The organism is Bilifractor sp. LCP19S3_H10, assembly GCF_052119185.1.
Lineage (GTDB): Bacteria > Bacillota > Clostridia > Lachnospirales > Lachnospiraceae > Bilifractor.
This window is the reverse complement of sequence record NZ_JBQKFT010000007.1, coordinates 20,076-46,353: the sequence shown is the minus strand read 5'-3', so window position 1 is coordinate 46,353 and position 26,278 is coordinate 20,076. Positions and strand designations below refer to the sequence as shown.

Sequence of the window (26,278 nt, the reverse complement as noted above, 5' to 3'; positions counted from 1 at the left end):
GCTCCGCAGAATGCACCCAAAGGTCAGCTGAGTTTGACAGGTACTGACGATTTACCATTTACCTACAAAGGATCCGCAAGCGTGTGAACACCTGCGGATCCTTTGTTTAAAATGAGGGGGAAATATCGTCTCAACTATTTTTTTTCTTCGGCGCTTTCGTGATCTTCATCCTCTTCGTCCTCTTCAGTCCTCCTCGAATACCGCAGGCACATCCAAAAATCACGCATATTGGAAATTCCAAATGGACGTCCCTCCTGCACTGCCTGCTCTTCTGTCAGTACCCCGGAGTCAAGAAGATCTCCAAGGACGATCACAGCGCCCTTGTCAATTCCACCTTGTTCCAAACGCTCGGCAACATCGATCATCGACTGGATCGGTTTTCTTTTTCTCTCGGTGCCGAGTTCTGACGGCAGTGACTCTGCGTATTCGCGGAACTCTTGTTCTCCGGCATAACCATAGAATTCTGCCACAGCATCAAGCTGTTCCTTTGTCAGAGCGCCATCCGTATACAGCCTATGCAGCATGATCGCGCGACCTTTTTCTTTTCCCTTGTCTTCCAAACGTTGTGCTACTGGATCGATCATTCTTTTTCTCCTTCCTTTTCTTGTTTTTCTGTATGTTGTTCCTGGTTCGCAGGAATATTCGCAGACATTTCGCTGTCGATCTTTTCAATGGCAGAAATCCGCTGCGAAAGCGTCGGATGCGAGTAGTGCAGTGCAACTTCCGCCGGATGCGGGTTAATGTCGGACAGTGATTCCTTCGTGAGCTTTTTCAGCGCGGCGATCAGCGCCTGCCCGTACCCGGACTTTGCCGCGAATGCGTCCGCCTGGTATTCATGCCCACGTGACATGCGATTGCTGACAGCTTCCAAAACCGTCGTAACCGGCCAGAGAATCACCCCGAGCAGCGCCGTACCAAAGTAATAGTTCATTCCATCAAAACCGAAAGCAGTGTACAGCTGCGGAATGTTCAGGACAATCGCAAGCGAAGAAAAGATGATCAGCAGGTTGATGATGGTGAACGGCAGGGATTTGGCAGTGTGATGGTATTTTGCATGCCCGAACTCATGGGCGAACACCGCGGTGATCTCTTCTGTGGAATACTCATTCAACAGGTTGTCATCAAGAGAAATCGTCTTCATGCTTCCAAATCCCGCACAGAAGGCATTTGCTGTCGTCGTCCTCCTGCTCGCATCACGCACGACGATTTTCCGTACACGGATACCGTTCTTGTCACAGAGCGTAAGAAGAGAATCTTTTAACTCGCCATCTTCCAACGGCTGGAACTTGTTGAAGATCCGCATAAGGGGAACGATGACCAGCGCCAGAAGCGTGATAAATCCCATCATGACAAGAGAACAAAGCAGGATGGCTGCATTTCCGAAAAGATCAAACAAAACCATGATCACAACGACAACGATATACGCAAGGGCCACTCCAATACCGAGGTTTTTCACAGCATCCAGCCAGAACGTCTTTCTGGTCGAGGTATTGAGGCCGTACTTTTCTTCCAAAACGAATGTGTCGTAATAATCGAAAGGGATGCCGATGATTGATGATGCCAGGGAAAAGACCACTACGAGGGCAAGGTACTTGGCAAATACGTTCATCCCGGCAAACCGGTTGAACACCCACGCATAGGCGTTGGAAACCAACAGAAAAAGGTTGAAAGTAATTTCAACAATGTCTGAAATCGTCTCGAATTTCCCTCCTTCTCTCTCATAGGCGATCCATTTTTCGTATTCCTCCTCATTGTAGACATCCCGTACATTGGCAGGAAGCTCTTTTTTGAGATACTGCGAATCAAGGTAGTCGATGACCGCATCGAAACCCTTTTTCGACAGATAAAGCAAGACGATCATTAATTTAACCAAGTTGAAGTTTTCCTCCTCATATTTTTGTATTCCTTGGATGGACGTAAACAGATATTTTAGCATCAAGACGTCACCCCCGCACACGGGGAAAGATAGGAACGATTATCACCGGGAAGGAAATCGATGTAGCGTCACCCCCCCCCCGGATTCGGGGAAAGGTATACACATTTCGTTGACTGCATATGCGCGGCTGACGTCATCCCCGGACGCGGGGAATAAATGATTCCCGTTTTGTATACTGATAAGTTTCTTGGGCTTCATCCCCGGATGCGGGGACAAGATATACAATGTCTTACTGCATTGCATTGGCGGCGATTTCCTTGTCCACCTTCACCTTGTGCGCGGCATCATCAGCGGAAAGCCCGCGCTTGTACCAGCGGATGGCCTTGATGATATTCTGTGATCCTTCGCCAAAAACCTGTTCCAGAAATTGAAGCAGATCTTCTTTGCTCGGGTCGTCCTGCAGCATGAAGTCGATTTTCCTTCTCGACCAGAAATCCTGCCCAAATGTCTTCAGAGAAGCATAATCCTTGAACTTTTTCTTGGTATTACGAAAATGCAGAATGCCCGCCGTACACTTTGCATTGATTTGATGCTTTGCAACGAACTGATCTTTCGGAAGGTTCTCCGGCGTATGTCTCAAAGCAGCCGGCAGGGCCGCGTCCTGCGCCTGTTTCTGCTTACGCTTCCGAGCCTTGTCAGATGCCGGAGCATCAGCGAGATAACCCCGGTCTGTCAGCGTCGGGCGCTGCATGGCTTCCATGCACATGCTGTCGCACATTTCGTTGTACTCATTTCCGTTGTGCCCGCGCACCCATGTGGTTTCCATGGAATAGCCGGAAATGATCCGGTCTATCTTCCGCCACAGATCAGCGTTTTTCTTTCTTCCTCATACGCCAGAAAGACAGTTCAGGGTGTACTGGGAATCGGAATACAAATGGATTTTCGACCCGGGCTCCACCTGATCAAGGCCAAGCATCACCGCGCGCATTTCCATGCGGATGTTGGTGGTGGCAAAATACCCTTCCGAACATTTTCTTGCGACGTTCCCGTCGGAGTCCACAATCACGCAGGTAGCCCCGCCCTTTCCTCCGGAGTTCACATCGCAGCCGCCATCGGTGTAGATGGTGTAGGACCCCCTTGGCAAACGATCAATCTTTGCTGCCTTTTCCTCATCCGGATTTTCATAAGCCTCAGCCTGCGGGGTCAAATCGGGCGCAGATTCCATTTTCTTTTCCTGTTCTGGGACATAATCATTTATGCTTGACACTGTTTTTTTTATTTTCAAGTTAGCACTGTTTTTTTATTTTCAAGTTAGCATGATATATTTTCCCATATATATTATGGTCGATTTTTCATCGAAAATTTCTGTACGTGCGGATTTTTTAAATTTTTTTTTGCCGCGACAAGAAAACGCGAGCCGCCTTACCAGGCAAGCCCGGTGGTTATGCCGCGGCTCGGTTAAAAAATATATCTTCTCACCAGTCCAGTTCTCCACCCGGGCCTAGGTCCTCTTCTGTGATTTCTTCATAAGGTTTTCCGTAAAAATCTTCAAACATTTGAACGGTGGTCTTTTCCTTCTTCAAAAAAATACCTCCATCTTTCATTTCGCACTCGATGTGATCTCCGTTTTTCAAATTCAATGTCTTGTCGTCCAATGTTGTGCTTTTGTTTTTGCCTTTTTCTTCTAGATCTTTGAGCTGTCGTTCTCGCATCCTCACATTCGCCCCAAACTGCTCATATACTTGTTTTGCTTCCGGGTCTTGGGCTATGAGCTTTTCCAATTTTTTCCCTTCCTGTTCCATGTCGACTCGTACTTCTCCCATGCTGTAATCCGCGATTTTATTCCTCACCAAAAGAAAGTTTATCCGTCACATTATCAGAAGGTACGGTGTAGTTTAATCTGATGGAATCAGCGTCAGATTATTCTATGCCGTACGTTTGTGTTATCATAGATGCCGTTGCACGAAAAAATAGCAGACCCGCACCCTGAGAAAGTCAGCCTGCTATCAACCAACACACGTATAACACCCACCTGCTTGCGCGGCGCGGACATTAATTACGTGTATCACAGATACTATGATAACAGTCCTCGTCAATGAAAACAATCCGGTTTCTCAGGATTTGACTCCGTCATCAATTCACTCCAAATCCATCGCATCTTCTGCTCCTGCGGCCATACCGGCTGTCTGCACATCCATGGGTACTACACGCGCCGCGTGAAAACACCGGCGGGAACCGTGATCCTCCGTATCCTGCGGCTGAAATTCGCGGAATGCGGGCATACACACGCCGTCCTTCTTTCATCCCTTGTGCCGCACTCCCAGATCGCGCTGAATGACCAGCGGCAGATCGTGTCAGCATACGAAAAAAGAGCAGCCGCAACGCCGTCTGTGACAGCAACAGTTCTATCGATGAGAATAACGTCAAGTATGTCATACGCAGCTACCGCCGCCACTGGCGTGAACGTCTGCGCTCTGAAGGAATCGGGCTGTCCCCCGCCGACCTCCTGATCCGTGTGTATTTACAGAGGCCTTCGAAGGAACTGGTATAGGAACATCGACCATAACTTGTCCGATTGAGTTTTGCCTCTTTGGCAAGCGTTGATGGATCCTTGTGGAGTTCTTTCGCGATGGCGCGGAAAGACTTTTTCTGATCCAGTCCTGCCTGGAAGGTAGAACGATCATCCAGGGTAAGGTGTTTTCCGTTTCCTTTGATCTCTTTGCTCATGATTCCTTCCTTTCCAACTGCGGGCGGAACCAGTATAAAGTATAGACCAAAAATCGCGAGATATCCTGCAAGACTTATTTCTATGGGTGTGTAGAAGTTAGATTTTCATTTGACCATCTGAATAGAAGAAAGGACAGAAAGGAAAAAACTAATGCTACGATACACCCCTGTATTATAATTGAGTTTAAGAGAAAACAAGGTGTTTCTGCACACCTCATTCAGAATCAAAATATTACAGAGGTATATCCATGAACAAAATAACTAAACCAGACATCCTTCATGATGATAACAATATAGATCTCGTGGATCTAAAGAACCAGACCCTGGCCGACATCGATCAGGCAGTACGAATAATCAATATCCCTGACAGTAAGAAATGGCATGAATATCTTCTGATCATTATGTGGATACCGATCGAAGAAATAATTACATGCTATGTGTGGATGGGAAATTCTGATGATTCTTCTCTTTCAAAGGCTGCATGGAACAGCAAATCCGCCTATGAAAAAGTGAAATACTTATACGATCGTCCCCATGATGCCAAACCGGAAATCATGGAAGAGGATCTTATATTTTTTGATGAACTTCGGCAACTTCGGGATGCCGTATCGAAACGTTATATCACAGACAAGCAGGCGCTTCTCGAAAAGAAAAGCGAAAAAAAACATTTCAGAGGCAGATGGGTTGGCTTTTACAAATTCTTGCATGCCATTAACGCTTTTATAAAAACCATTGATAAAAATTCCAGAATCTATAGCTTCAACAATTTATTACCCTCAATCTCTCTGTCTGATTACTATAAAAGTGATCATACAGATGAATATAAAAAAGAAGAGTTCCAATGGATATACAGCCATATATACTCGTCGGGGCTTGAAACTATTCCATTGATCTCTGTCATGCACTCAGTTGCTGAAGATTATATCACGCAGATTCTGATAAAAGAGGGTTATGCCATTGAGCACCATGATCCTGAGCACTCAGGAAGAATAGTGATAACCGAAACTTCCGGAAATAATACTTGTAAAGCAAAAGTTACTTCGGTGATTGATTTCCTTTCAAGTTCATTAGAAACACCTTCAGGTCAGAAAAGCGAAACAGATATCCTCCGGTATCATCCCCGGACGCTGGAACGTACAACAATCGAAGGATTTCTTACATTCAGAAAACTGCGTAACTGCATGATGCACTCCCTTCAGATTAATGAAGAATATATGAATGATGCCATCGGTGTCTGGATGGTCATCATGTGCGGCTATTATTTTACTGATACAGACGGTGAAAATGAAATCCTTAGGCAAATGCGTTTATTCCAGACCAGAAATAATTTTATGGAAGAACTTTCTGATCTCAAGACCCTGATTGATAATCAGCATAAATTCGCGGCTGAAAACCTCGGGACTGTAACTGTCGAAATGGATTATGCGCTGCAGATGATAAAGGACATTGAACGAGAGAGACATCAATATGCCTCATTAAAATATAGAGATGCCTCGATAAACGAGGATGACGCCCTTGAACTATTCAGTAATAATATTCTGGAAAAGGCTCAGGGGTATTATGAAAAATCCTTGAGGAGCACCTATATGTTAAAGGCGGAATGGGATGTTGAGGAAGCCCTTGGTAAGGATAAATCAAATCTCCTGACGGATGATGAACGTCGATTTCTTGTTACAGGCTATCTGTTGGCGGAGCAAACGAAACGTTTTGGCGAAAGTATCGACTTTTCCGGACCAGTTATTGAATTTACAAAAGCACTGGAACGGATTCTCCATCGTATCATATGGAAACCAGCGAAAAAATCTATAGGGCACTGGCAAAATGCTGAATTGGTCGATAAAATCAACCAGGACAATATGACCTTAGGCAGCTATGAATTTCTTATTAAAGATGATTATTTTTACACATTTCGTGACGCGGCAAATCTTCCGGACATAGACTGGAGGGGAAGCGTTTTGGCAACTATAGATGATGTACGAAAACAGATAAGGAATATGGCTTCTCACAAAGACAGAGTCTCGCAGAAAGCACTGGATGATTGCATTAAAAAATTGACCAAAGGAGAAAATTCTCTGATTTACCAATTATTATAAAGTTCCCATATAACGTCTGTCTATAGTCTGTGATTTTTTCTGCTACCCGTTCCATCTCTCTTCGATACTCCGTAATGCTCATTCCTGTCCATATGCATTTTGCGCCGCCGAGTGGCCGCTGGTGCGTTGAGAGTGGCCACCCGGCGCTATGAGTGGCCGGTGCTTATTCGGCTACTTTATGTTCAATCATGACATTGTAATGCTTCGTTACCCTCTTCAGGATAGAATTGGACGATACCTCGTCCTCCATCAGCATTGACGGCCATGCCTTAGGTTCGCGTTGTGAGCAGATAATACAGCTGGATAATGGTGAGAAAAGTCGTATTTAATTTGTCCGAAAACTTGACATAGAACCATTCCGATGTTCTGCTGCCGACACCATTCTTCAACAGTAAGGCCACTCTGTATCCGGTCCTGGATCAAAGCAGCCCACTGCTGATCACGAACTTTTATGATATCGGGATCCATAGGTGATTCGCCTCCTTGTCGTTACGAAAGTGGCGAAAACTGTGAAAAATTTGCCGACTTTTGACAGTTTTCGCAAGTTGCGTTACCACCTTATTATCCCAAAATCATGAACTGGCCAATAGTGTACCGATTATTTACCGCTTACTTTACCTTCAATAGCAATAAGCTCATCTAAATAACTCTTCCCAGCATTGCCAAAGAAATAATCAGCATCTCTATAGAATCCACTTATAGATTTCTGTTTTTTAAGACCCAGGTTCAATACATGTTGAAGTCCAATGCCTTTTGTGTGTTTCATATGTAACCGTCTTAAGTTAGGTACGATTCATAATTATTTTGATCAAATGTGCTGTTTTTAATATCCTCTCTTAAATTAGTAAGAGCTGACTTGCATTTGATCAAAAAATTATTAAGCTTTTTGCTTTCATCTGATAAGTGAACATAAAAAAGAGCTCGATATCTGGTAAAATGTGATTGTCGACGTCATATCAAACCAGAAGAAGGAGCTCCTATGGCTATCTTAACAACCGCATCTCTTGAAAGCAATAAGCGTGTCAAAATTAATTTCAACGGCGGCGATTTATCCTCTGATGCAGGCATGCTCTTCATCAGTGAATTCGCCCGCAAGGTTGGCCTGACCAGCCTTGTAAAAAGAACCTTTAAAACAAATGATACGGCTAACCGCATACATGTGGATCCGGACAATCTTCTGCAGGTAATCTTTCAGATCATTGCGGCATATTTTGAAGATGACTGTGCGGATGAGCTCACAAATGAGCCTGTATTTACCGAAATCCTCCAGAAGAAAGTCCTGGCATCGCAGCCCACCCTTTCCAGGTTCTGAAACAGGATGGATGAAGATACCCTGAAGCAGCTTGACCTCATTGATCAGGCCATGCGGGATACTATCTATAACATCAAGCATCCCGACTTTATGCTCTTCGATCTGGACTCAACCCTCCTGAATACCTATGGAAAGCAGGAAGGAGAAGCGTTTAACTTCCATTACCAGGCACATGGATATCATCCTCTGCTCTGCTTCGACGGCATGACCGGGGATCTCCTGAAAGCAGAACTCCGTGATGGAACCCAGTACTGCAGCAAAGGATTCGGAGATTTCATGATCCCGCTGATGAAAGAATTCCGACTGAAGCACCCATCACTCGTCCAATACCTGCGCGGAGACAGTGGATTTGCTGCTCCGGAATTGTATGAAGCCTGTGAAGCAAATGGCTGCAAATATGCCATCCGGCTTAAAGAGAACGCCACTCTGCGCAAGCCTGCATCTGCCAAAGACGAAGTCCTGACACGACTATGCCGTTGTTTATGGGGAGTCCTCTTATCAGGCAGGCACCTGGTCGCATGCAAGAAGAGTAGTCTTCAAGATCGAGAAGCCGACGAACCAGTTTGTTCATATGTACACGTTCGTTGTCACAACGATGGAAACAGAGCCATACAACGTAATCTTGTTTTATTGCGGACGCGGGAAGATGGAAAATTTCATCAAAGAAGCCAAAAGCGGTTTCGACTTTGCCTCCGTCAGCAGTCATTCCCGTGTCGTAAATGCTAACCGGCTCCGTGTACATATGCTGGCATACAACATATTTAATTGGTTCCGCCGCCTGGTACTTTCCGCAAAGATGAGAAAGCTGCGGATTGATGCAATCCGGCTGAAGCTGCTGAAAATTGCTGCAAGAGCAGTACATTCAGCAGGTTATATCACCTTCAAGTTGTGTAGCAGCTGCCCTTATAAAGAAGAATTCTTTGAAACTCTCGCCAATATAAGAGCATTAAAACCTGCTCCATTGCTGGAATGACAACTGTTAACGCGGCCCTGCCGCCATAAACGAACCTTGGTTTTTGAATCAGCTACCTGCATTGTGGATAGGTCTATAAGTGTGCCCATTTTGATGTGGATAACTCGCCTTCAAAAGCCATAGTTCAATTTTCAAGCGATTTCACCCGTGGTTTTGGGAAATTCCAGCCTCGGTGAATAATTCAGGTTTAATATAGCATTGCCCTATGTACACTTCAATTTTATACTAATTATATAAAGGGAAATGCATGATTTATATTGGGGCTGGCAAGGTATTGTTGAGTGATCCGATACCGTCAGGATGGCTTTGTGTTCTTGTGAAGAGAATATCGAATAGAGGTATCATAACAGATGGAGAGTGCATACGCGGGAGATCTGACTGATCGACAGATTTATGATACGTCGATCGGTCCAGTGTGTATGTCAAAAAGAGAATATCAGGATTATCAGGATCAGCTGGCTATGCGGCAGGCGAACCGGGAGAAAAATGATTCTGATAACAGAAATGAATGTCACGGAAACGAGGGGGAAGACAATGGCTGAATCAGAAAAAGTGGAGAAAAACATATTTCGGCAGACGAGAGATGATCTTGATCTTTCGCGGGAAAAGGCGAGTGAACTGCTGGAATTCATCACGCCTGAGCGCCTGGAGAAGATCGAGAGCGGCAAATCGCCGGCGCATCCGGAAGAAGTCCTGATGATGTCGAAGAAATATAAGCGGCCAGATCTCTGCAATTACTATTGTTCGCATGAGTGTCCAATCGGGAAACAGTATGTTCCGGAAATTCAGATGGATAATCTTCCTGGCATCGTATTACAGATGCTTGCATCGCTGAATTCCATGGATAAAGAAAAGAACCGCCTGATCGAGATCACGGCCGACGGGAAGATCGAGAAGGATGAGCTTCGTGATTTTGTAAAGATTCAGAAGGAACTGGAGAAAATCTCCGTTACGGTTGAGGCACTTCAACTCTGGTCAGAAAAAATGCTGGCTTCCGGCGTAATCGATATGGAAGAATACAATGCATATGTCGGGGAAGAATCATAAATCGTTTCAAATAATAACCAGAGGGTGGTCGGTTTGTGACAACGGCCACCCTTTTGCGTAGAAATTTGCTGTTTCAGATAAAAATCACCTCTCTTTTTTGCTAAAAGCGGCATGGCATCAGAGTCTGTCCGGAATTATGCTCTGTTTATCAAGTATTTGAGAAGCAGGCATCAGGTAAGGAACTTAGATGTCGGGATTCAGACTAATAAAACCCATAGAGAAAAATCCGGAAGTGAGACAGGAAGTGGCATGATTATGAATACAAGAGAACGAATTTTATCAATCCGGCTGGCGGAAGCGATAAAAAAGCAGCCGGAATATGCGAAAAGTCTTCAGCTCAGGTTCGTGATGAAAGAACCAACTGATAAACCGATGGCAATGCATAGTGACAGCAACTTGATAATTTCCAGATGAATTCAGACGGGAGGCAAAATGAATATGTGTAGTTTTCCTAAAGATCCTGCGGGCGGATTATTCGATTTCAATAAAGATGGCAAGCTTGATGCGGTTGAGTACACGCTGATGAACGATGTTCTCTATCATGACAGTGATGAAGATACGGATGATACGGAGGACAGCGACTTCGACGATATAGATGATGATATCAATGACGAAGAAGATGATGAGGATGAAGATGACGGTGACGATTCATTCTGACCGGTGACAACAGGGAAGTCATGATCCAGTCTGGCGATATGAGAACAGGTTAATGAACGGCAGGGATATCAGGGGAGGATCGCAGAGATGAGAAAGAGAGTCAGTTCAAAACAGAAGAAAATCCTGGTGTGGCTGATCGTTTCTGTCGCGATTGCTGCGTGTGTCGCCGGGTTTATTTGCTTCAAACAGACGCATACGATCGACCTGAATCAATATCTGACAATTGGCTATGAAGGCTATAACGGCTATGCAGAGCCGGTGGTGATCCTGGATGCCAAAGCTCTTGAACGTGATTACGGTGGCAGGATGCAGGATGCGCCTGAAAGTCTGTGGAAGGAATCAGATACAAAGGGTGTCAGCGATAGAGTGGCTTCCTTCTGCGAGAGGTATAAGGATGTGCCTTATGGCGGCTACGTGTACGCCGATGGAGATGTGAAAAACGGCAACATCGTACATTACCGTGGTACCGACCGGACGTCGTATGATGAATACTTTGGCTGTTGGGTGAAATCGGAAAGCTTTGACATAGCAGCAAAGGGCATCAAGGGTCTTGATGATGCGGACCCTTTTGAGGGCCTTAAGATTCAAACCACGGGCGGAAATTCCGAGGCAGTGGCGGAAGTGAATACAAATCTGATGAAGAGCCCGTTCTGCTATATTGATTTTCAGCTGAGTAAGAGCACATATCTTTCCAATGGTGACACGATTCGTGTGACCATACCGGAGAGTGATCTGGAATGGCTGGCCAGTGAAAATGACGGATATAAGCCGAAAAAGACCTCCCAGAAGTTTAAGGTGACAGGCCTGCCGCCGCTGACATCGTTCAATGCGGAGAGCACCCGCCGGGCAGAGCAGGAACAGTGGCAGCGGGCACAGGAAGCGCAGAAGGCAGCGACGGAGAAAGCGGCGGAAGAGGAAAAGGCTGCTTCCCAGGACAGTCATTTTTCAAACAGCGGCACCGGAGGCAATGCGGGCCGTAGCGGGAATTCCTATGATGCTGATGACGATGTCGACCCGGATAATCCTGACTATGAAGAGGGCGACGAGGATTTTGACGAGTACGATGACATAGAATATTATGATGATGACTGGGAAGGCGATTATTGAGGCTGTAGCCGGTACTCAATGACACAAAACTGCCGGGTTTAAATGTCTCTGAACTGCTCCGTATCATGTCAGAAAAGATGTTATGAGCAGGATGATCACAGGCTTATAGTGATGAAGGTAAGGGTGACCGGCAATATTTTAGAGGAGAAGCAATATGTCTTTTTCAATTGTTCGTCAGGATATTACAAAAATGCATGTCGACGCGATCGTTAATGCCGCGAATACAGAGCTTCTCATGGGCGGCGGTGTGTGCGGCGCGATCTTCAGCGCAGCAGGCGCGGACCAGATGCAGGAGGCCTGTGACCGGGTGGCACCGATCCACACAGGAGAAGCTGCCGTCACTCCGGCTTTCCGGCTGCCGGCAAAATATGTAATCCACGCGTCGGGACCGGTATACGATGGTCGCCATTCGGAGGAATGTGAGCGGCTGCTGCGCAGTGCGTATACAGAATCTCTGAAGTTTGCGGAGCAGAAAAAGTGCGCGAGCATTGCTTTTCCACTGATCTCCAGCGGAATTTACGGCTATCCGAAAGATCAGGCATTGCAGGTGGCAGTATCGGCAATCCGTGACTATCTTGCGGAGCACGAGATGGATGTGTATCTCGCCGTGTATGATCGGAGGTCCTTCCAGCTCAGTCAGGATCTGCTGGGCAATGTCGAGAGCTACATTGATGCGCATTATATAGATGAGCATATGCCCGGAGCGGTCAGCCAGAAGTTGCTGGATCAAATTCAGTTCAAGAGCTCCCGGACAGAAGCAGCACCGGAGGCATCAGAAACATTTTTATCCAATGCATCGTCCGAGGAAAGTGGCAGCCTTGAGGAATGGATCAATGATCTGGATGAGCCTTTTAATGTGACGCTGATGCGGCTGATCGATGCAAAGGGCTATACGGATGCTGAAGTATATAAGAAAGCCAACATTGACCGCAGGCTTTTTTCCAAGATACGGAGTTGCAGGGGATATCAGCCGGGAAAGCGCACGATCCTCGCACTCTGTATTGCTCTGGAGCTTGATCTGCAGCAGACGGAAGACCTGCTGGAGACAGCCGGCTATGCGCTTTCGCATAGCCGGAAATTTGATGTCATCGTGGAATATTTTATCGTCAATCATGACTATGACATCTACAGAATCAATGAAGTATTGTTCCATTATGACCAGCCGCTTCTCGGGGGCAATTAATGAAGTCAATATTGCCGTTATTTTTCGCGACCTGAGCTCATTCATTCTGTTTAATCGGGGAATAACTAGGAAAATTCGAAGGCCGGAAAGCGGTGCCGGCTTTTGTCGCTTTGCAGGCGACCAATCAGATACCTCTCTGTTGTATGGTTGATATAACCAATCGATCAACCACTATTGCAGGAGGTATTTGATTATGAAGAACGCAACAGAACTTGTTTTCATCCTCGACAAAAGCGGATCTATGCATGGTCTGGAGTCAGACACGATCGGAGGATTCAACAGCATGCTGGATGAGCAGAAGGAAAAAGACGGCGAATGCCGCATTACGACGGTACTGTTCGACAATACATATGAACTGCTGCACGACCGCATCGACATCCGGGCGGTGCATCCGATGACGAAAGAGGATTACCAGACCGGCGGAACAACGGCGTTGCTGGATGCCATCGGGAGGACGATTCACAAGATTGATGCCGTGCAGCAGAATACAGCAGAAGAGTACCGGGCTGATAAGGTGATCTTTGTCATCATCACGGATGGTATGGAAAATGCGAGCCGCGCGTACTCGCTGGCAGAGATCAGGAAGGAGATACGTCAGCACCGGGAAATGGATTGGCAGTTTATTTTTCTCGGTGCAAATATAGATGCGGTGGAAACCGCCGATGCATTTGGTATCGATAAGGAGATGGCAGCGGATTACGTTCCCGATGGGGAAGGCACGAGGCTGAACTATTCTGCGATCAGTAAAGTTGTCGCAGATTACCGCATGAACGACTGCATGCCGGCAGATGCGCTGAAGACTGTTCGCAGGGATATGAAGAAGCGAGGGAAAGCCCAGCGAAACAGGCGTTAATCTCGTACTATGACATTATTACCTTGTGAAGTTGATTGTCATAGATAAGGGGAGATGAAAAGGTGGGTACATTTACTTCAACGCACACATTTTCAAGCGCAGACGCCATGAATATTTATATCAACCTGATGGGGATTCAGCCGCAGGATATTGTGAGCATTACGGCGGACGGTGGGATATATACATTGGTTTATATCCTGCATACTTTTAAGCCGCAGAAAAAGAAATGAGAGAAAGAGAAATTTAACGAAGACGAACTGCCGATGCAGCAGCTGGATCAATCAGGAGAATAACGAAAAGAGTAACAAATGAAAGCCCACATTACAGAAGTGAAAAAGAAGATTGCGCCATATGTGCACAGTGCGTTTCTTGACAGTGATTATATTAACGAACAGGATCTTCCTGCAGTCAGCAAAAGCCTGTCACCGTATTCCAATGTCAAAGTAAGCGTAAACAAAACAAGGTTTGATGATGGATATTTTGAATGCAGGATTCAGGTGGATGCTCTTTTCGGCGGCGGAACACTCCGATACGAGATCCGTTCTCATGGAAAAAAGAAAAAATATTATGATCCGCTTTCATGGATAGATGAGATCGAAAAATGGGATGCTTTGCTGTTTTAAAGCTTTTATAAATCAAATGACAAACCCGGGGAAAAATGATTCCGGTAGAGGAAATGACAGTCGCAAAATTTGCATCCGCTGTCATGAAGGAGCTGCGCAAAAGGGAAAATAATACAGAATATCAACGAAAGATGGACGGCCCACGATGGCCGTCCTTTTTAGTGCCCGTATTTTGCTGTTTCAGATAAATTTCAGGGCCGCTTTTTGCTGTTCGCAGCATGGTGCGTAAGCCGATCAGGAATTATCCTGTATTTATCAGATATTTAAGAACCGGGAAGCGAAAATAAAGATCTGGAATTGTGAATTTAAGAGGATGGAATTCAGGCAATCAGGCAATCGGACAGCAAATTACAATCAGATATCCTCAGGATGGGAGGAAAAACAATATGACGACAAGAGAACGGATTTTATCAATCAGTCTGGCAGATACAATGAAGAAAAATCCGGAATATGCAGAGAGGCTTCATCTCAGGTTTGTGATGAAAGAACCCACGAAAACCCCCGACCCGGTGGATGCATGCGTACAAAACAGCAGCAGGAAATGATCGATCGGGTACTTTATAGGTAGGCTGCATGATTTGCAGGATGGATTGATTTAGTCGGACGTACTTTGAAGGAAAGTGGAATGTATTATCAGGTTGATGACACGACAGGGTGAAAAGGAGATAAAACGATGATTTTGGGAATAATTCTTAGCATTGCAGCAATATGGCTGTTTGTGGATTTTATCCACGTGATTTTTACATTGAGCTGGGGACTGCTGAAGATCAGTTTGATCATTCTCGGTATTCTGCTGTGGCCGGTAACACTGGCATTGCTTATTTCGCTGGGGTTAATAATAGCTGCTCTGCCGTTGATCCTGATCTGTGGAACAGTTGATCTGATTGGAAAAGCACTCAGTTGAGAATGAGGGAAAGGATAAGACATGAAATATGTAGTGATTGATCTGGAGATGTGTTATGTGCCAAAAGAAACAGCAGATAGATGCGGATGCAGGATGGAGATCATCCAAATCGGCGCAGTCCAGATGAATGGACAATTTCAGATAACCAATAAATTCAATACCTACGTGAAGCCGCAGTTTGGATATATCAATACTTTTATTCATAAGCTTACAGGAATCGCGAATAAAGATATTGCAGGTGCGCAGAATCTGAATGATGCACTGAAGGATTTTCGTAGCTGGCTTCCGAAAGAAGAATTCCGCGTGGTCTCCTGGAGTCTGACGGATCTGGACCAACTTCGTGAGGAAATGAGGATTAAAGGCATAGGCACTTCGGAAACTGATAGAATTGCAGATCGATGGATCGATGCCCAGGCCATGTTTAATGAAAAAATGCGGAGCCAGTCACCTTTTGCATTATCAGATGCGTTGTTTATCGCGGATATCGATACAGTCGGCAGTGCACATGACGGATTAGCCGATGCATATAACACAGCGGTCCTGTTTGCCAGGATGATGCAGAATACTTTGAAAATAAATGATTACTATATCAATGCAAAACGTGATAGTTCAACGCTTGGTTATACACTTGCGGACATGCTCGGAAATATAGCACTCACTGCATAGAAAGGTAGGCGGAACAATAAAATGTACGATGAAAGCAAAGAAATCAGAGAAGCTGTATTTTCCGGCGAAAAAGCACTGGTGAGTCTGAAAGATGCAAAGCGCTATCTTGACAGTGCCAGAAACTGGGGTGTGGTGGATATCTTCGGCGGCGATCTTTTTTCCGGGCTGATGAAGCATTCAAACATTGATAAAGCTTCACAGGCAATGGATCGTGCGAAGCACGATCTGCGGGATTTTCAGCAGGAACTGCATGATGTATATGATCTGCCCGATATGCACATCGATATGGGAGATTTTATGACATTTGCCGATTACTTCTTTGACGGATTTATTGTGGATTTTATGGTGCAGTCAAAGATCAACGAGGCGCGTCAGCAGGTGAACAATGCAATCAGCCGTGTGGAGGGCATCTTACGGCAGATTCGCAGCAGAACATAAATATGATGCGGCCATAGTGAATAATTGTAAGAAATATGGAGGTAATTATCATGGAAGATCAGAATATGAATCAGAATCAAACGAATCAGTATCAGATCATGAATCAGAACCAGAATATGAACCAGGATCTTAATCATGAACCGGAAAAGAAGACAGGAAAAATAAAGAAGACACTGGTGAAAATTTACCGGATTGTTTCAATCGTTGCCATTGTGCTTGTGATCAGCTTTGTTATCTACCGTGTAGATGCTAAAAAAAGCCCGGATGAACCGGATCCAGTAGTGACAGTGAAGACGAAAAGTGTCAGCTTCGATAATATTGGAGAACTGGCCACGCAGGAAGTCTACTGCAATGAGATTGGCACTTCTGAGAAGCCGGCAAAACAGATTTTTAATGTGGATATTCCGTTTACATCCAGCAAATGTATCTATACCTGCGGCGTGACAGTCAAAGCGGGATGCGATTTTTCTGAAATCACATGGGATGAGAATAATAATGTGGTGAAGGTTAAACTTCCGGCAATGCGTATTTTGGACTCAGAAATCGATAATGATTCCTATGCTGTTTATGACGAAGACAGCAGCGTGTTCAATCCGATTAAGTCGGAGGATGTGAATCTCAGCTTTATGGAACTCAAGGCGCAGGCAGAGGCAGATGCAGAGAAGACAGGAATTCTGACGAAGGCCACGGAAAATGCCGAGACGCTGATCAGGGATAAATTTATTGAAGCAGGATACACGGAGGATAATGGATACACAATCGTCTTTGAAACCACGCCGTCGGAAGAAAACAATGAGGAAAACGGGGGCTCTGAAGAAAATTAATCAGCAGGGCAATGATGAGACTGAATCCGGATTTATTCTTGATGGAAGTATAGCAGAATATATTATTCATGTAGAGAGGAGCAGACTGGTTGAATGGATTTCAGATTTGGCAATATAGCAGCAGTATATTATGAGATCCTTGGAGAAAAAATGCCAAGGCAGCTTGAACTGCTGGATGCCTGGTTTCCGGGACTTATCGTTGTGGCAGATGAATCAGATGGCGAGACGAAGCGGGACGCTGAATATATGGATCAGGAATATGTGATCCATGCGGTGAAATACCATGGAAAACTCTATTCCGGAGAAAGCGCCAGGGTATCACAGATCACCGGAAGACTGGTCGGCACGGCCACCGGCAACAAAGAGAAAGAACGGAAAAGCGCAGAGCTTATTCAGAAACATGTGGCGGAATGCTTTGTCAGGGATATGACACTTACGCCGCGGCTGAAGGATAACACAGTGAAGCTGTTTCATCACTTTTCGCCCGAACAGGAAAATGAGATGCGTGACCGGATTCAACAGGCGATCATGGAACTCTCGGGTGACAGGCAGGCCAAAGATGCTGACGAGAAGCAGGAGGAAGCTTTTCCCATGAACGACGAGGCATTCGACGGGACGATCTGGAACGCGGAATATCAGCTGAATCTTTCTTCACACAGCGGATTTTGCAACGCATACCTCTGGCTGATGACCGGAAGCCTTCTCCGGAATGAGATCGGGCGCGTTCTTCGTATGTATGACAGCTCCTTTATTGCGATTCACCGGCAGCACGGTGAAACCTGGGAATTGATGGACAAGCTGAATTATCTGCTGCATCCGGAGGAATATGAATACACATTTGACGGCGATGAAGAGGATCTGGAGGAGCGTTTTCCGGATGTCGAATGGTACTGCGACGAATGCGGAGCCCACCTCAATGAACAGGAAGGCTTTGACGATCATCTGCCGGCACGGAAGTGCAGGGTGTGCGGGTATGAAAATAAACTGGATATCAGCGAGATCTACGAGAACGACGAAGACTGGCAGAATCAGATCCGTCCGGTAGACGCCGGTAAATTTGCAAATGCGGTGGAGAGAAGAAGACAGGAACTTCAGGAAAAGGAAACGACAAACACATCGAAAAATACAACAGGCAATACAGCTGAAGAAGTATGACATTCAATTCCGGCTGTTTTGTGTAATTGAGAAACGGCTATACAAAGAGCAGATGCGGTCATCGGAGTGAAAACTCTGGTGGCCGTATTTTTTTGGAAAAATTTTGGGCATGTAAAAGCTTAAGTCCTGCCGGTATCCTGAAGCTATGAAAGGGAGAAGAATATGGCAGAGATCGGCAGAAAGCGTTCCGCTGGGAACAGTCAGGACAAAGAAAATTTGTATTCGGTTGGCGAGGTGTGCCGTCTTACAGGGACCACGAGAAAGACGCTCTTTTATTATGACAGGATCGGACTTCTGACGCCCAGCAGAAGAGACGGCGTGCAGAACTTCAAGGAATATGACAGTGATAAAGTCCGGAGACTCAGGAGGATTATACAGTACCGGGAGGCGGGGCTGAAGATCTCTGAAATCAGAGAAATCCTGGATGATAAAGAGGCAGATGCGATTCAAATCCTGCAGGATGCTTTACAGAGGATGAAAAATGAACAGTCAGGTATGGAAGAGAAGATCAGAAGACTGCAGATGCTGATTAAAGCAGAAACCGAACACCGCAGATAAAGGCAGCAGTGGCAAAGACAGGTAATAACAGGAGTCGAAAGGATCAGGTATAAGAGGTAGGGAATCGCCGTTCGGCGCTCTCTGCCATTGACCGTTCCTCGGGGAACAGATTTACACTTTCATTAATGGAATCATGAGGGCTTCGTTAAAAGAAGCGGCAGTAAAAAAAATCTGCTGCAAAAGCAAATGGACGGTATTGAGATACTGATTTGCAGAATGAACTTTAAGTGAATGGGAGGGTTGAAGTTATGAAACGAAAAATCATGTTAGTAGCTGCCATGGCTATGCTCTGCCTCGGATTTTCGGGCTGTGACCGGACTGCGCCGGAAGTGAGCGGCATTGGAAAAACTGTAGAAGCAGACTGTGATACGAAGCTGAATCTGGATGATTACCTGAATGATCATCTCAAAATAACAGATGCGACGGATGACGGAACGGTTGATTATAAACTCACGGATCTGGAGCACACGATAAACTGCGATGAGTCCATTTATAACCAGGAAACGGGAGACATTGATACGACGAAACCCGGAGAATACGATGTCGATGTAACACTGCAGGATGAGAGCAAAAATAAAACATCATTTTCATTCACACTTGTATTGCAGCCGTTAAAAATGGAGAGCACAGTCGAAGAAACAGTTGAAATGGATTGCGGGACAGAATTTAATGTGCTGGATTATCTGAAGAAAAACATAACCATCACAAATCAGAACGGGGATGTCGATTATCAACTGGACGACCTGGATTATACCATTGACTGTGATGATTCGGTCTACGATTCAGAAACGGGCGAATATAATACGGAAAAATATGGTGAACATAAAGTCGCATTGGTTCTGCCCGGCGACAGTGTCGACGGGAATAATGTTGTTTTCAATGTGAAAGTCGATCCGTTCGAGATGGAAAGCACAGTTGAAGACACAGTTGAAATGGATTGCGGAACGCCGTTCAACGCCATTGATTATATCAGGGAAAATGTGAAGTTAACGAATCAGGCTGGGGATAAAGAATATGACCTGAATGATTTCAAGTATACGATCGACTGTGATGACTCTGTTTACAATGCCAATACAGGAGATTTTGACACAACCAAATTCGGAGAATTCCCGGTAAAGCTTACGATTGATCCGGAAAGCTTCGAAAATAATGAGCTTTCTTTTACCGTCAAACTGAATCCTTTGGTTATCAACAAGGGTTATTATGTTTATGATAGCGGGGTCTCTTCTTCAGGCCTTGATTATCTCGGCTTCTGTGAATATAAGAACACTTCATCTGAAAACCTGAAAGTCAATTCAATTGAATTTCAGTACTTTGATAAAGATAACGTTATGGTCGGAAGTAGTGATATGCCTGAGTATTCGCTGGATTATCTGGAAAGCGGGGCAAGTGGATATGCGTTAGACACCTACAGTTCCTTTAACTCGGTAATTAGCAGCAGTGATGAGATTGCCAGAGTAGATGTACTTATTGATTATGGAAAAACAACCGGCGCAGATACCACGTCACTTCAGGTTGGCGATATGGAGATCACCAACAATTATGATAATAATGTGTCCGGATTTGCCGGGACAGCCGTGGTAACGAATCCTTATGACAAGAATGCGGAATATTTCTCTTTGCTGGCCGGAATGTATGATGCAGATGGAAACCTTGTAGGTGTAATGGACAGTATGGATTCTAATGGTATCGCTGCAGGAGCTCAGGCACGATGCACTGCCGCCTGGCTGCCGGACTCCAGGGAGATTCCGGATAAAGTGACATCCTTAAAGGCCAGTGCAAGAATCACATCGCTTGAAGGGCAATGATGGTACGAATCCGAAATGCCGTGCGAACGACTGCTTCGTGGGCGGATGCGGCTTCTTAAATGCGTAAATGATAAATGCGGTCATCGGAGTGAAACCTCTGGCGGCCGCTCTTTTTTAGATTCAAAACTATGTGCTCTTTTTTCTTTCATAGATAAAAATGGCAGCCGAATTTTACTGTTCGTGTCATGGTATGTATGACCGCCCGGAGCTATCCTTAATATATCAAATATTTGAGAACCAACTATAAAATGTGAGATCCGTAATGGCCAGGACGTGATTTTGGGTGTGTGGAGTTGTCAATGTGATTGGAGGTGATGATTCATCTGACGATGTTGAATAAAGAGCATATCTACTGTAAAGGCAAACAATGGATCATTATAGAAATTATCAAAGGAGGATTTTGATTATGCCAGTAGTACAGGAAGCATTTTATGTTCCGGAAGACATTATGATAAAACTGTTGAACGGCGATTGTCGTAGAATCGGTGGAGTCGTGAGGCGTGCCAACGGACCGGGTAATGGACAACTTGTAAAGTTTCTGGACCCTGTTGATACAAAAGTAGTAGAGCAAGCACAAGGTGTAGGGATAAGAATTTTGAATTTTGTTAAGAAAAATAAATATGGGCTGATAATTGGCACAGCAGTGGGTGTTGGCATTGTTGTTGTAGGAGGTTTAATCTACAATAATGTGAAAAATCGGGAGCCTGAGGTCATGAAGCAGTTCAGAGGATCTTTATTCGCATATATTGATAAGATTCGCGGTGGAAATTTGGACTTAGAGACGATTGAAGCATTGATGGAAGCACTTGATCAACTTAAAAAACATAAGAATTATGAGCAGTTCAAAATTGAACTTTCAACTGAAGACCTTGATGTACTTGTAGGGAAAATCTATGATTATACGATATGGTTGGCTGAGAATAATCAAATTGAACTTACAGAGGAGGAACGCAGTAAGACAAATAATTCTATCATAAACCTGCAAAATTATTTAAGAACCCAGAAACGAATATTTAAAGAAGCTGTTTAAAGATAGAAGCCTCATCACTATTACAAGGGACGGGATAAAATTCTGTAATTAGGCTTTCAGCGATATGGATGTGAGCCGGATGGCAGGATAGTTATTCAACCTTGGCCCCGGTGCTGCATGCGCAGGTGCATATAAGGCTGGGCATGCAGCATTTTCCTTCCTTCATCCCATAGAGACTTGATGAAGGCTCTCAGAAGTTGATCAGAATTTTTGATGAAATTGTCACTGAGATATTCTATCTCTTAGATAAAACATAATTTTCCAAATAATCTGAGAGCGATTTGCAAATTATTCTTATACCCGTAAATGAAGACTCATAGATCATTCTATTCTTAGTTTGCCATATAATTATTCCATCCATTGTTGTATTTTCAATCACATACAAGTCATCAGAAATTCTATTATCTATTTCCTTCTCTCGAAGAGTATTTTCCACTACATCTAACTGTTTAGATTTGCTGATACCAGTTAATGAATGTCCATTAACCATTGCAGCTCCGTAAAGCTTCAAATATTCTATGTAATCATCAGAAAATTGTAATCTCAAACGCTCTTGGGCATTTTTAATATCATCTTCCGAGGCACCCGTTCCATAAAAGGCTTCTTCTGTGCTTTTAATAAGTTTTATTGCGTCCATTGTCATCCTTTCACCGCCATACACTGTTTTAAATAATCCTTCCAAAAAGCATGTCTTTGCCGTGCCCACTCAGCATCTGGCACTCCTGATTCAGGATTATGCACTCCCGTTTTCCCTTCTTGGTTTAATATTTCAGGGATACATTTTCCACGATGCTGTTGCTGTTTCAAAATAGCAAGAGTTCCATCGGCATCTTGATTAACATGATGAATTTCATATGGCAGCCCATTTTCATCAACAGGTGAATAATTATGTTCAACTAACCACTTATTTGTCACTTCTGTTCCATCAGGTAAAGTAGATGTTCTGTCCCAGTCTATGTCCTGAACAAGAGCTAATTTTCCGTTTACCATCTGCGTTCGCAGGCCAGCATCCTTATAAACTTCGTATTCTGCCTTGCTTTTGAATTGTTTGATAATATCAAGTGGATACTTGGAATCTCTTTGAATTTCCGCGGCATCTTTCATTGAAAGCCCATTTGCCGTTGCCTTATGAAGACCCCATGTTTCAGATGCTCCGCCGGAAAGAGCACCCATTATAGCGCCCCATTTAAATCCTTCAGCGGCTCCTTTCGCGGCAGCAGACATTGCATCTGAAAAACTTCCTGTTTGATAACCCTTGACCAAACCGGCAGAAATTCCACCGATAGCGGCTCCTGAAAGAGCAGCCGTAGCTCCTGATTGTGCTCCAACAGCAAATATCATACTGATGGCAGGGGCAACACCAGCTGTTGCCACAGACACCGTAACGCATATTAAAAGTACACCGGAACCGATGGCAACGTCTTTCAGAATTTCTTCTGTAGAATGATCTTCGTAGCTTTCAACTTCAATTACCTTTGTCTGTTTTGAAGCATCATCAAAGGTAAATACGTATTTTTTTCCAGCGAATTGGGAATCAAGCTCTGCCTGAGTGAATCCAAAATAGATATTCTCCTGAGAATTATATTCAAGCTGTTCAATATATTCTTTCGAATAATAAACTGCTTGGACATTGTCTATGCAGTATTCATCACTGTCCAGGCTTTCTACAGCCTTCAGATAAATCTCATCACAAAGATAACGTTGCAGATCCTCGTCGCTCAGATCCGGATTACGGTCTGCCATTGCCTGAATTTCTATATTATCATCTGCTTCAGCAACACTATCAGAAACCGAATCAACCGATACGGATTCTTCCTGTACAGAAGTAGTGCTTTCTGCGATTGGCTCAGAGGTTGCAGTATCGGCGGATTGAGCGACGGATGAAGAGGTTTTCGACCCGGAGGTTACAGATGTTCCGCATGCTGTGAAAAAAATGGTAAATGCTAATAAAAGCGAAATGATTTTTTTCATTCAGTCTGCCCTCCCTTATCCTTGTGGTTGCTTCTGCCGGATTTTTTTCTTATGAGAAGTGCAACAATGATTAATACCACGAGTATTACCACAACAGCCACTTCGGGTAAATGCGATGTGATCCCCATCTCAGTTTCGGTTGCTTCGGTATTGTTGGAATCCGATATTTCGCTTGTAGAGTTACTTACTTCATCTGTTTTCTGTGAAGTAGCAGCTCCTTGAATTTGATCAGTTGACGTTTCATTGACCGATTCATTCGATTTGCTTTGGGTGGGTGCTGTTGTTACGGCCGCCTCTGCGTTATTTAATTCTTCCTGAACATCTTCCACGGGTGCGTCAATTGACCCGTCATCGTTGAATTGATAACCGTTACCCTGCATTTCTTTAAGATCAGTTATGGAGTAACTTCCGCCATAATCTTTTCCATATTTCACATATGCCTTCATCAAATTATCCGAGCCGACATATATTACTTTTGTTACCTCGTCCCTGGTTATTTCGTTTCGAACCGTAAATTCATAGATACCTTCGTCGGTAAATTCTTCCTGATCACTGGATATCTGGCTTACGCGAAGATCCAAACCATCAGCTGTAAGTACTTTCTTTTTCACACTCAGATCAAGATATCTGGATCTGGCAAGATCAAGTTTGAATCCGTTTTCTGTGTAAGGCACGCGAAGTTCAGCCCCGGTCTTAAGATCCATTGGGTAAACCATGCAATTTGAATTCCTCACTGAAAATTTGAAAGAGATCCTGTATGCACTATATTTTGCGGGCTTAGGAATTTTCCATGCCAGGGGAGAATTATCTTTGATTTCATAATCAAGTGCTACTTCATAATCTCCTTCTTCAAATAACTGCACCTTCGTATCCGCAGAGGTTGTTGCAGCAGCCGGCAGATAATCTGTATATACATTGGTACGACTTTGATTTTCGTAATTTGTGAACTTTACGATCAAGGCTCCGCGCTTGAAGTTCTGCGCTGGAACATGAAAAGCCTGATCCGAACCCTTTTCGTCCGGGTTGATACTGAGATATTCGTTTCCGTTTAGTGCATCAAGATTTCGCTGATCAAGTCGAAACCAAAGAGTGAGCCTGTCACCTACGTTTTTTAAAAACACGGGATTTTCTTTTTTGCTTTCATCGCCGTCATAATAATGAGCGTTTCCGGAAAAACCATTGATATAAAACTGTCCAAGACTCCATCCGTTCTGCATATCGTCAGTTTTTACGGCAGCAGTTCCTGAGTAACCATTGTCCATTCCTGTATTTACAGGATCAGAATTAAAATTATAAATTGGTTTGTCATCCGCTTTTGCGGCAAGAGCGCTCTCTGCCTCATTACAGATATAAAATTCATAAACTTCTACGTGTTCTTTGTAGTCATATTTTGACCATGCAGTAATAGGCCCTATTTTCTGGTTACCTGCTTTTTTCGGGTCTGATATGCCACTGTTACTTTATAGAAACAACCATTTACAAGCTGATTCATATTGGTGCTATAGAGCGAATCGGATTTGTTCTCTGGAACCGATTCAAATACATTGGTGTTAATGAGATCCGTTGACCAGTTTTTTCCGTCAAATGAGCTCTGGACAATTATCGCACCTTTACCAACCTTTTCATCCAACGATAGGCTGCCTATATTCTTGGATTTGTCTTCATACAGACACCACTCTTTGGAGTCATTAGCATTTAATAACTTACTGTCATATTGATAAACAAAGTTTATAGCTGATTTATCTGTATCCGAAGAATCATCATCTGTTCCGGTTGCGTTGTAAGATACAATCCCATCATGTTTTCCGTTTTCTTCCAATTCACCGGATACTAACAGAGTTCCATAAGTATTGTTCGACGAAGAGACTTCAGAATTCTTTCCTTCATAATCAAAATTCGTATCTTCACCATTCAACGTATAGATCTGACCACTGATTTTTATTTTGGAATTTGTAGCAGACACGGTCTGCGGAGTCATACAAAGCAACGCAGCTATGCAGGTAAGTATAAGGCTCAATCCTTGTATCTTTTTCATACATCTCCCCAATCATGTTTCGGTTTTGTGCTAAGAAAAACATAAAATAAAGGCATGAAGGCTCGTCGCTTCATGCCCAGAATTATCTATGTGAAACGAAGCCACACGTACAAACTTCACTAATCACAATTTTATCATTTTTGCCAAAAACATACTACTATCTGCAGGCATGTTGTGCAGATTGTGCAGATTTTCATAGCCGCAGAGTCTGGCATCTTCGCAGTCGCAGGAAACACATTCATCTGGTCCTGATATTTTTACAGGTACTTTTCTATATAGATTTTCTGCAATGCTGGTTCATAGATGATCTCCTTGTGCCGGATCGGAAGCTCAAGGAAGATTATCAGGCGTGTTTCTGCCTTGTTTTGATTTTTAGTAGATTCGAACATGAGCATATCTGTAGCCCGAGTCCTTGGGCAATCTTCTTCATTATTCAAT

At 44.3% G+C, this 26,278-nt stretch carries 28 protein-coding genes and 2 pseudogenes; 19 read left to right on the top strand and 11 right to left on the bottom strand.

Translation table 11 applies throughout. The annotated features are described in order from the left end of the window. Nucleotides 1-134 precede the first annotated feature (134 nt). The 6 genes and pseudogenes from ACTQZS_RS07350 to ACTQZS_RS07325 form a co-directional block, all read right to left on the bottom strand. Nucleotides 135-584, bottom strand: a complete 450-nt coding sequence (locus tag ACTQZS_RS07350; protein ID WP_441475245.1) for a hypothetical protein — start codon at nucleotides 582-584, stop codon at nucleotides 135-137. Beyond that, a complete protein-coding gene (locus ACTQZS_RS07345) occupies nucleotides 581-1,873 on the bottom strand; it encodes a M48 family metallopeptidase (protein ID WP_441475244.1) in 1,293 nt (430 codons plus the stop codon). The genes ACTQZS_RS07350 and ACTQZS_RS07345 overlap by 4 nt, the downstream gene beginning before the upstream one ends. 292 nt (nucleotides 1,874-2,165) lie before the next feature. Beyond that, a pseudogene (locus ACTQZS_RS07340) lies at nucleotides 2,166-3,101 on the bottom strand (ribonuclease H family protein). Between the two features lie 250 nt (nucleotides 3,102-3,351). Then, nucleotides 3,352-3,678: a hypothetical protein gene (locus ACTQZS_RS07335; RefSeq protein ID WP_441475243.1), complete on the bottom strand. Its 327-nt coding sequence runs from the start codon at nucleotides 3,676-3,678 to the stop codon at nucleotides 3,352-3,354. Nucleotides 3,679-4,014: 336 nt separating this feature from the next. Then, nucleotides 4,015-4,158 (bottom strand): hypothetical protein, encoded by a 144-nt coding sequence (locus tag ACTQZS_RS07330; protein ID WP_441475242.1) that lies wholly within the window; start codon nucleotides 4,156-4,158, stop codon nucleotides 4,015-4,017. Nucleotides 4,159-4,318: 160 nt separating this feature from the next. Next, entirely contained in the window at nucleotides 4,319-4,603 is a 285-nt protein-coding gene (locus tag ACTQZS_RS07325; RefSeq protein WP_441475241.1) for a helix-turn-helix domain-containing protein, read from the bottom strand. A gap of 248 nt (nucleotides 4,604-4,851) precedes the next feature. On the opposite strand from ACTQZS_RS07325, the gene ACTQZS_RS07320 reads away from it, so the two are divergent. After that, a complete protein-coding gene (locus ACTQZS_RS07320) occupies nucleotides 4,852-6,696 on the top strand; it encodes a hypothetical protein (RefSeq protein WP_441475240.1) in 1,845 nt (614 codons plus the stop codon). Nucleotides 6,697-7,294: 598 nt separating this feature from the next. Here the strand turns inward: ACTQZS_RS07320 and ACTQZS_RS07315 are convergent. Next, nucleotides 7,295-7,462, bottom strand: a complete 168-nt coding sequence (locus tag ACTQZS_RS07315) for a hypothetical protein (RefSeq protein WP_441475239.1) — start codon at nucleotides 7,460-7,462, stop codon at nucleotides 7,295-7,297. A gap of 213 nt (nucleotides 7,463-7,675) precedes the next feature. On the opposite strand from ACTQZS_RS07315, the pseudogene ACTQZS_RS07310 reads away from it, so the two are divergent. From ACTQZS_RS07310 to ACTQZS_RS07225, 18 genes and pseudogenes are all read left to right on the top strand, one after another. After that, a pseudogene (locus tag ACTQZS_RS07310) lies at nucleotides 7,676-8,981 on the top strand (IS1380 family transposase). A 350-nt stretch (nucleotides 8,982-9,331) separates the two neighbouring features. Continuing rightward, nucleotides 9,332-9,523, top strand: a complete 192-nt coding sequence (locus ACTQZS_RS07305) for a hypothetical protein (protein ID WP_441475238.1) — start codon at nucleotides 9,332-9,334, stop codon at nucleotides 9,521-9,523. Then, entirely contained in the window at nucleotides 9,516-10,028 is a 513-nt protein-coding gene (locus ACTQZS_RS07300; RefSeq protein ID WP_441475237.1) for an XRE family transcriptional regulator, read from the top strand. The genes ACTQZS_RS07305 and ACTQZS_RS07300 overlap by 8 nt, the downstream gene beginning before the upstream one ends. Nucleotides 10,029-10,283: 255 nt before the next feature. Continuing rightward, nucleotides 10,284-10,442 (top strand): hypothetical protein, encoded by a 159-nt coding sequence (locus ACTQZS_RS07295; RefSeq protein ID WP_441475236.1) that lies wholly within the window; start codon nucleotides 10,284-10,286, stop codon nucleotides 10,440-10,442. A 24-nt stretch (nucleotides 10,443-10,466) separates the two neighbouring features. After that, a complete protein-coding gene (locus ACTQZS_RS07290) occupies nucleotides 10,467-10,685 on the top strand; it encodes a hypothetical protein (RefSeq protein ID WP_441475235.1) in 219 nt (72 codons plus the stop codon). 87 nt (nucleotides 10,686-10,772) lie between these two features. Next, nucleotides 10,773-11,792, top strand: coding sequence for a hypothetical protein (locus ACTQZS_RS07285; protein WP_441475234.1), 1,020 nt, complete (start codon nucleotides 10,773-10,775; stop codon nucleotides 11,790-11,792). 154 nt (nucleotides 11,793-11,946) lie between these two features. Then, on the top strand, nucleotides 11,947-12,975 hold the full coding sequence (locus ACTQZS_RS07280) for a macro domain-containing protein (protein WP_441475233.1): 1,029 nt from the start codon (nucleotides 11,947-11,949) through the stop codon (nucleotides 12,973-12,975). A gap of 193 nt (nucleotides 12,976-13,168) precedes the next feature. Further along, a complete protein-coding gene (locus ACTQZS_RS07275; RefSeq protein ID WP_441475232.1) occupies nucleotides 13,169-13,828 on the top strand; it encodes a vWA domain-containing protein in 660 nt (219 codons plus the stop codon). Between the two features lie 308 nt (nucleotides 13,829-14,136). Beyond that, entirely contained in the window at nucleotides 14,137-14,451 is a 315-nt protein-coding gene (locus tag ACTQZS_RS07270; RefSeq protein WP_441475231.1) for a hypothetical protein, read from the top strand. Between the two features lie 386 nt (nucleotides 14,452-14,837). Then, the gene (locus tag ACTQZS_RS07265) at nucleotides 14,838-14,996 is read left to right on the top strand and encodes a hypothetical protein (RefSeq protein ID WP_441475230.1); all 159 of its coding nucleotides are present in this window, start codon (nucleotides 14,838-14,840) and stop codon (nucleotides 14,994-14,996) included. Nucleotides 14,997-15,124: 128 nt separating this feature from the next. After that, nucleotides 15,125-15,355, top strand: a complete 231-nt coding sequence (locus tag ACTQZS_RS07260) for a hypothetical protein (protein ID WP_441475229.1) — start codon at nucleotides 15,125-15,127, stop codon at nucleotides 15,353-15,355. Between the two features lie 21 nt (nucleotides 15,356-15,376). After that, the gene (locus ACTQZS_RS07255) at nucleotides 15,377-16,021 is read left to right on the top strand and encodes an exonuclease domain-containing protein (protein WP_441475228.1); all 645 of its coding nucleotides are present in this window, start codon (nucleotides 15,377-15,379) and stop codon (nucleotides 16,019-16,021) included. A 21-nt stretch (nucleotides 16,022-16,042) separates the two neighbouring features. Beyond that, the gene (locus tag ACTQZS_RS07250; RefSeq protein ID WP_441475227.1) at nucleotides 16,043-16,459 is read left to right on the top strand and encodes a hypothetical protein; all 417 of its coding nucleotides are present in this window, start codon (nucleotides 16,043-16,045) and stop codon (nucleotides 16,457-16,459) included. Between the two features lie 50 nt (nucleotides 16,460-16,509). Continuing rightward, entirely contained in the window at nucleotides 16,510-17,283 is a 774-nt protein-coding gene (locus ACTQZS_RS07245) for a DUF4230 domain-containing protein (protein WP_441475226.1), read from the top strand. Between the two features lie 93 nt (nucleotides 17,284-17,376). Further along, complete coding sequence (locus ACTQZS_RS07240) at nucleotides 17,377-18,438, top strand: hypothetical protein (RefSeq protein WP_441475225.1); 1,062 nt, start codon at nucleotides 17,377-17,379, stop codon at nucleotides 18,436-18,438. Nucleotides 18,439-18,600: 162 nt separating this feature from the next. Further along, a complete protein-coding gene (locus ACTQZS_RS07235) occupies nucleotides 18,601-18,996 on the top strand; it encodes a MerR family transcriptional regulator (RefSeq protein WP_441475224.1) in 396 nt (131 codons plus the stop codon). A gap of 248 nt (nucleotides 18,997-19,244) precedes the next feature. Further along, a complete protein-coding gene (locus tag ACTQZS_RS07230) occupies nucleotides 19,245-20,804 on the top strand; it encodes a hypothetical protein (protein WP_441475223.1) in 1,560 nt (519 codons plus the stop codon). A 406-nt stretch (nucleotides 20,805-21,210) separates the two neighbouring features. Then, entirely contained in the window at nucleotides 21,211-21,834 is a 624-nt protein-coding gene (locus ACTQZS_RS07225) for a hypothetical protein (protein WP_441475222.1), read from the top strand. Nucleotides 21,835-22,069: 235 nt separating this feature from the next. Here ACTQZS_RS07225 and ACTQZS_RS07220 read toward each other — a convergent pair whose 3' ends face one another. The 4 genes from ACTQZS_RS07220 to ACTQZS_RS07205 form a co-directional block, all read right to left on the bottom strand. Next, on the bottom strand, nucleotides 22,070-22,471 hold the full coding sequence (locus ACTQZS_RS07220; RefSeq protein ID WP_441475221.1) for an SMI1/KNR4 family protein: 402 nt from the start codon (nucleotides 22,469-22,471) through the stop codon (nucleotides 22,070-22,072). A 2-nt stretch (nucleotides 22,472-22,473) separates the two neighbouring features. Then, nucleotides 22,474-23,805 (bottom strand): HNH/ENDO VII family nuclease, encoded by a 1,332-nt coding sequence (locus ACTQZS_RS07215; protein WP_441475220.1) that lies wholly within the window; start codon nucleotides 23,803-23,805, stop codon nucleotides 22,474-22,476. Beyond that, complete coding sequence (locus tag ACTQZS_RS07210; RefSeq protein ID WP_441475219.1) at nucleotides 23,802-25,067, bottom strand: hypothetical protein; 1,266 nt, start codon at nucleotides 25,065-25,067, stop codon at nucleotides 23,802-23,804. Before ACTQZS_RS07210 ends, ACTQZS_RS07215 begins: the two co-directional genes overlap by 4 nt. Before the next feature lie 149 nt (nucleotides 25,068-25,216). Continuing rightward, nucleotides 25,217-25,840 carry a hypothetical protein gene (locus ACTQZS_RS07205; RefSeq protein ID WP_441475218.1) on the bottom strand — a complete coding sequence of 208 codons (624 nt, stop codon included), beginning with the start codon at nucleotides 25,838-25,840 and terminating at the stop codon, nucleotides 25,217-25,219. Nucleotides 25,841-26,278: the final 438 nt, after the last annotated feature.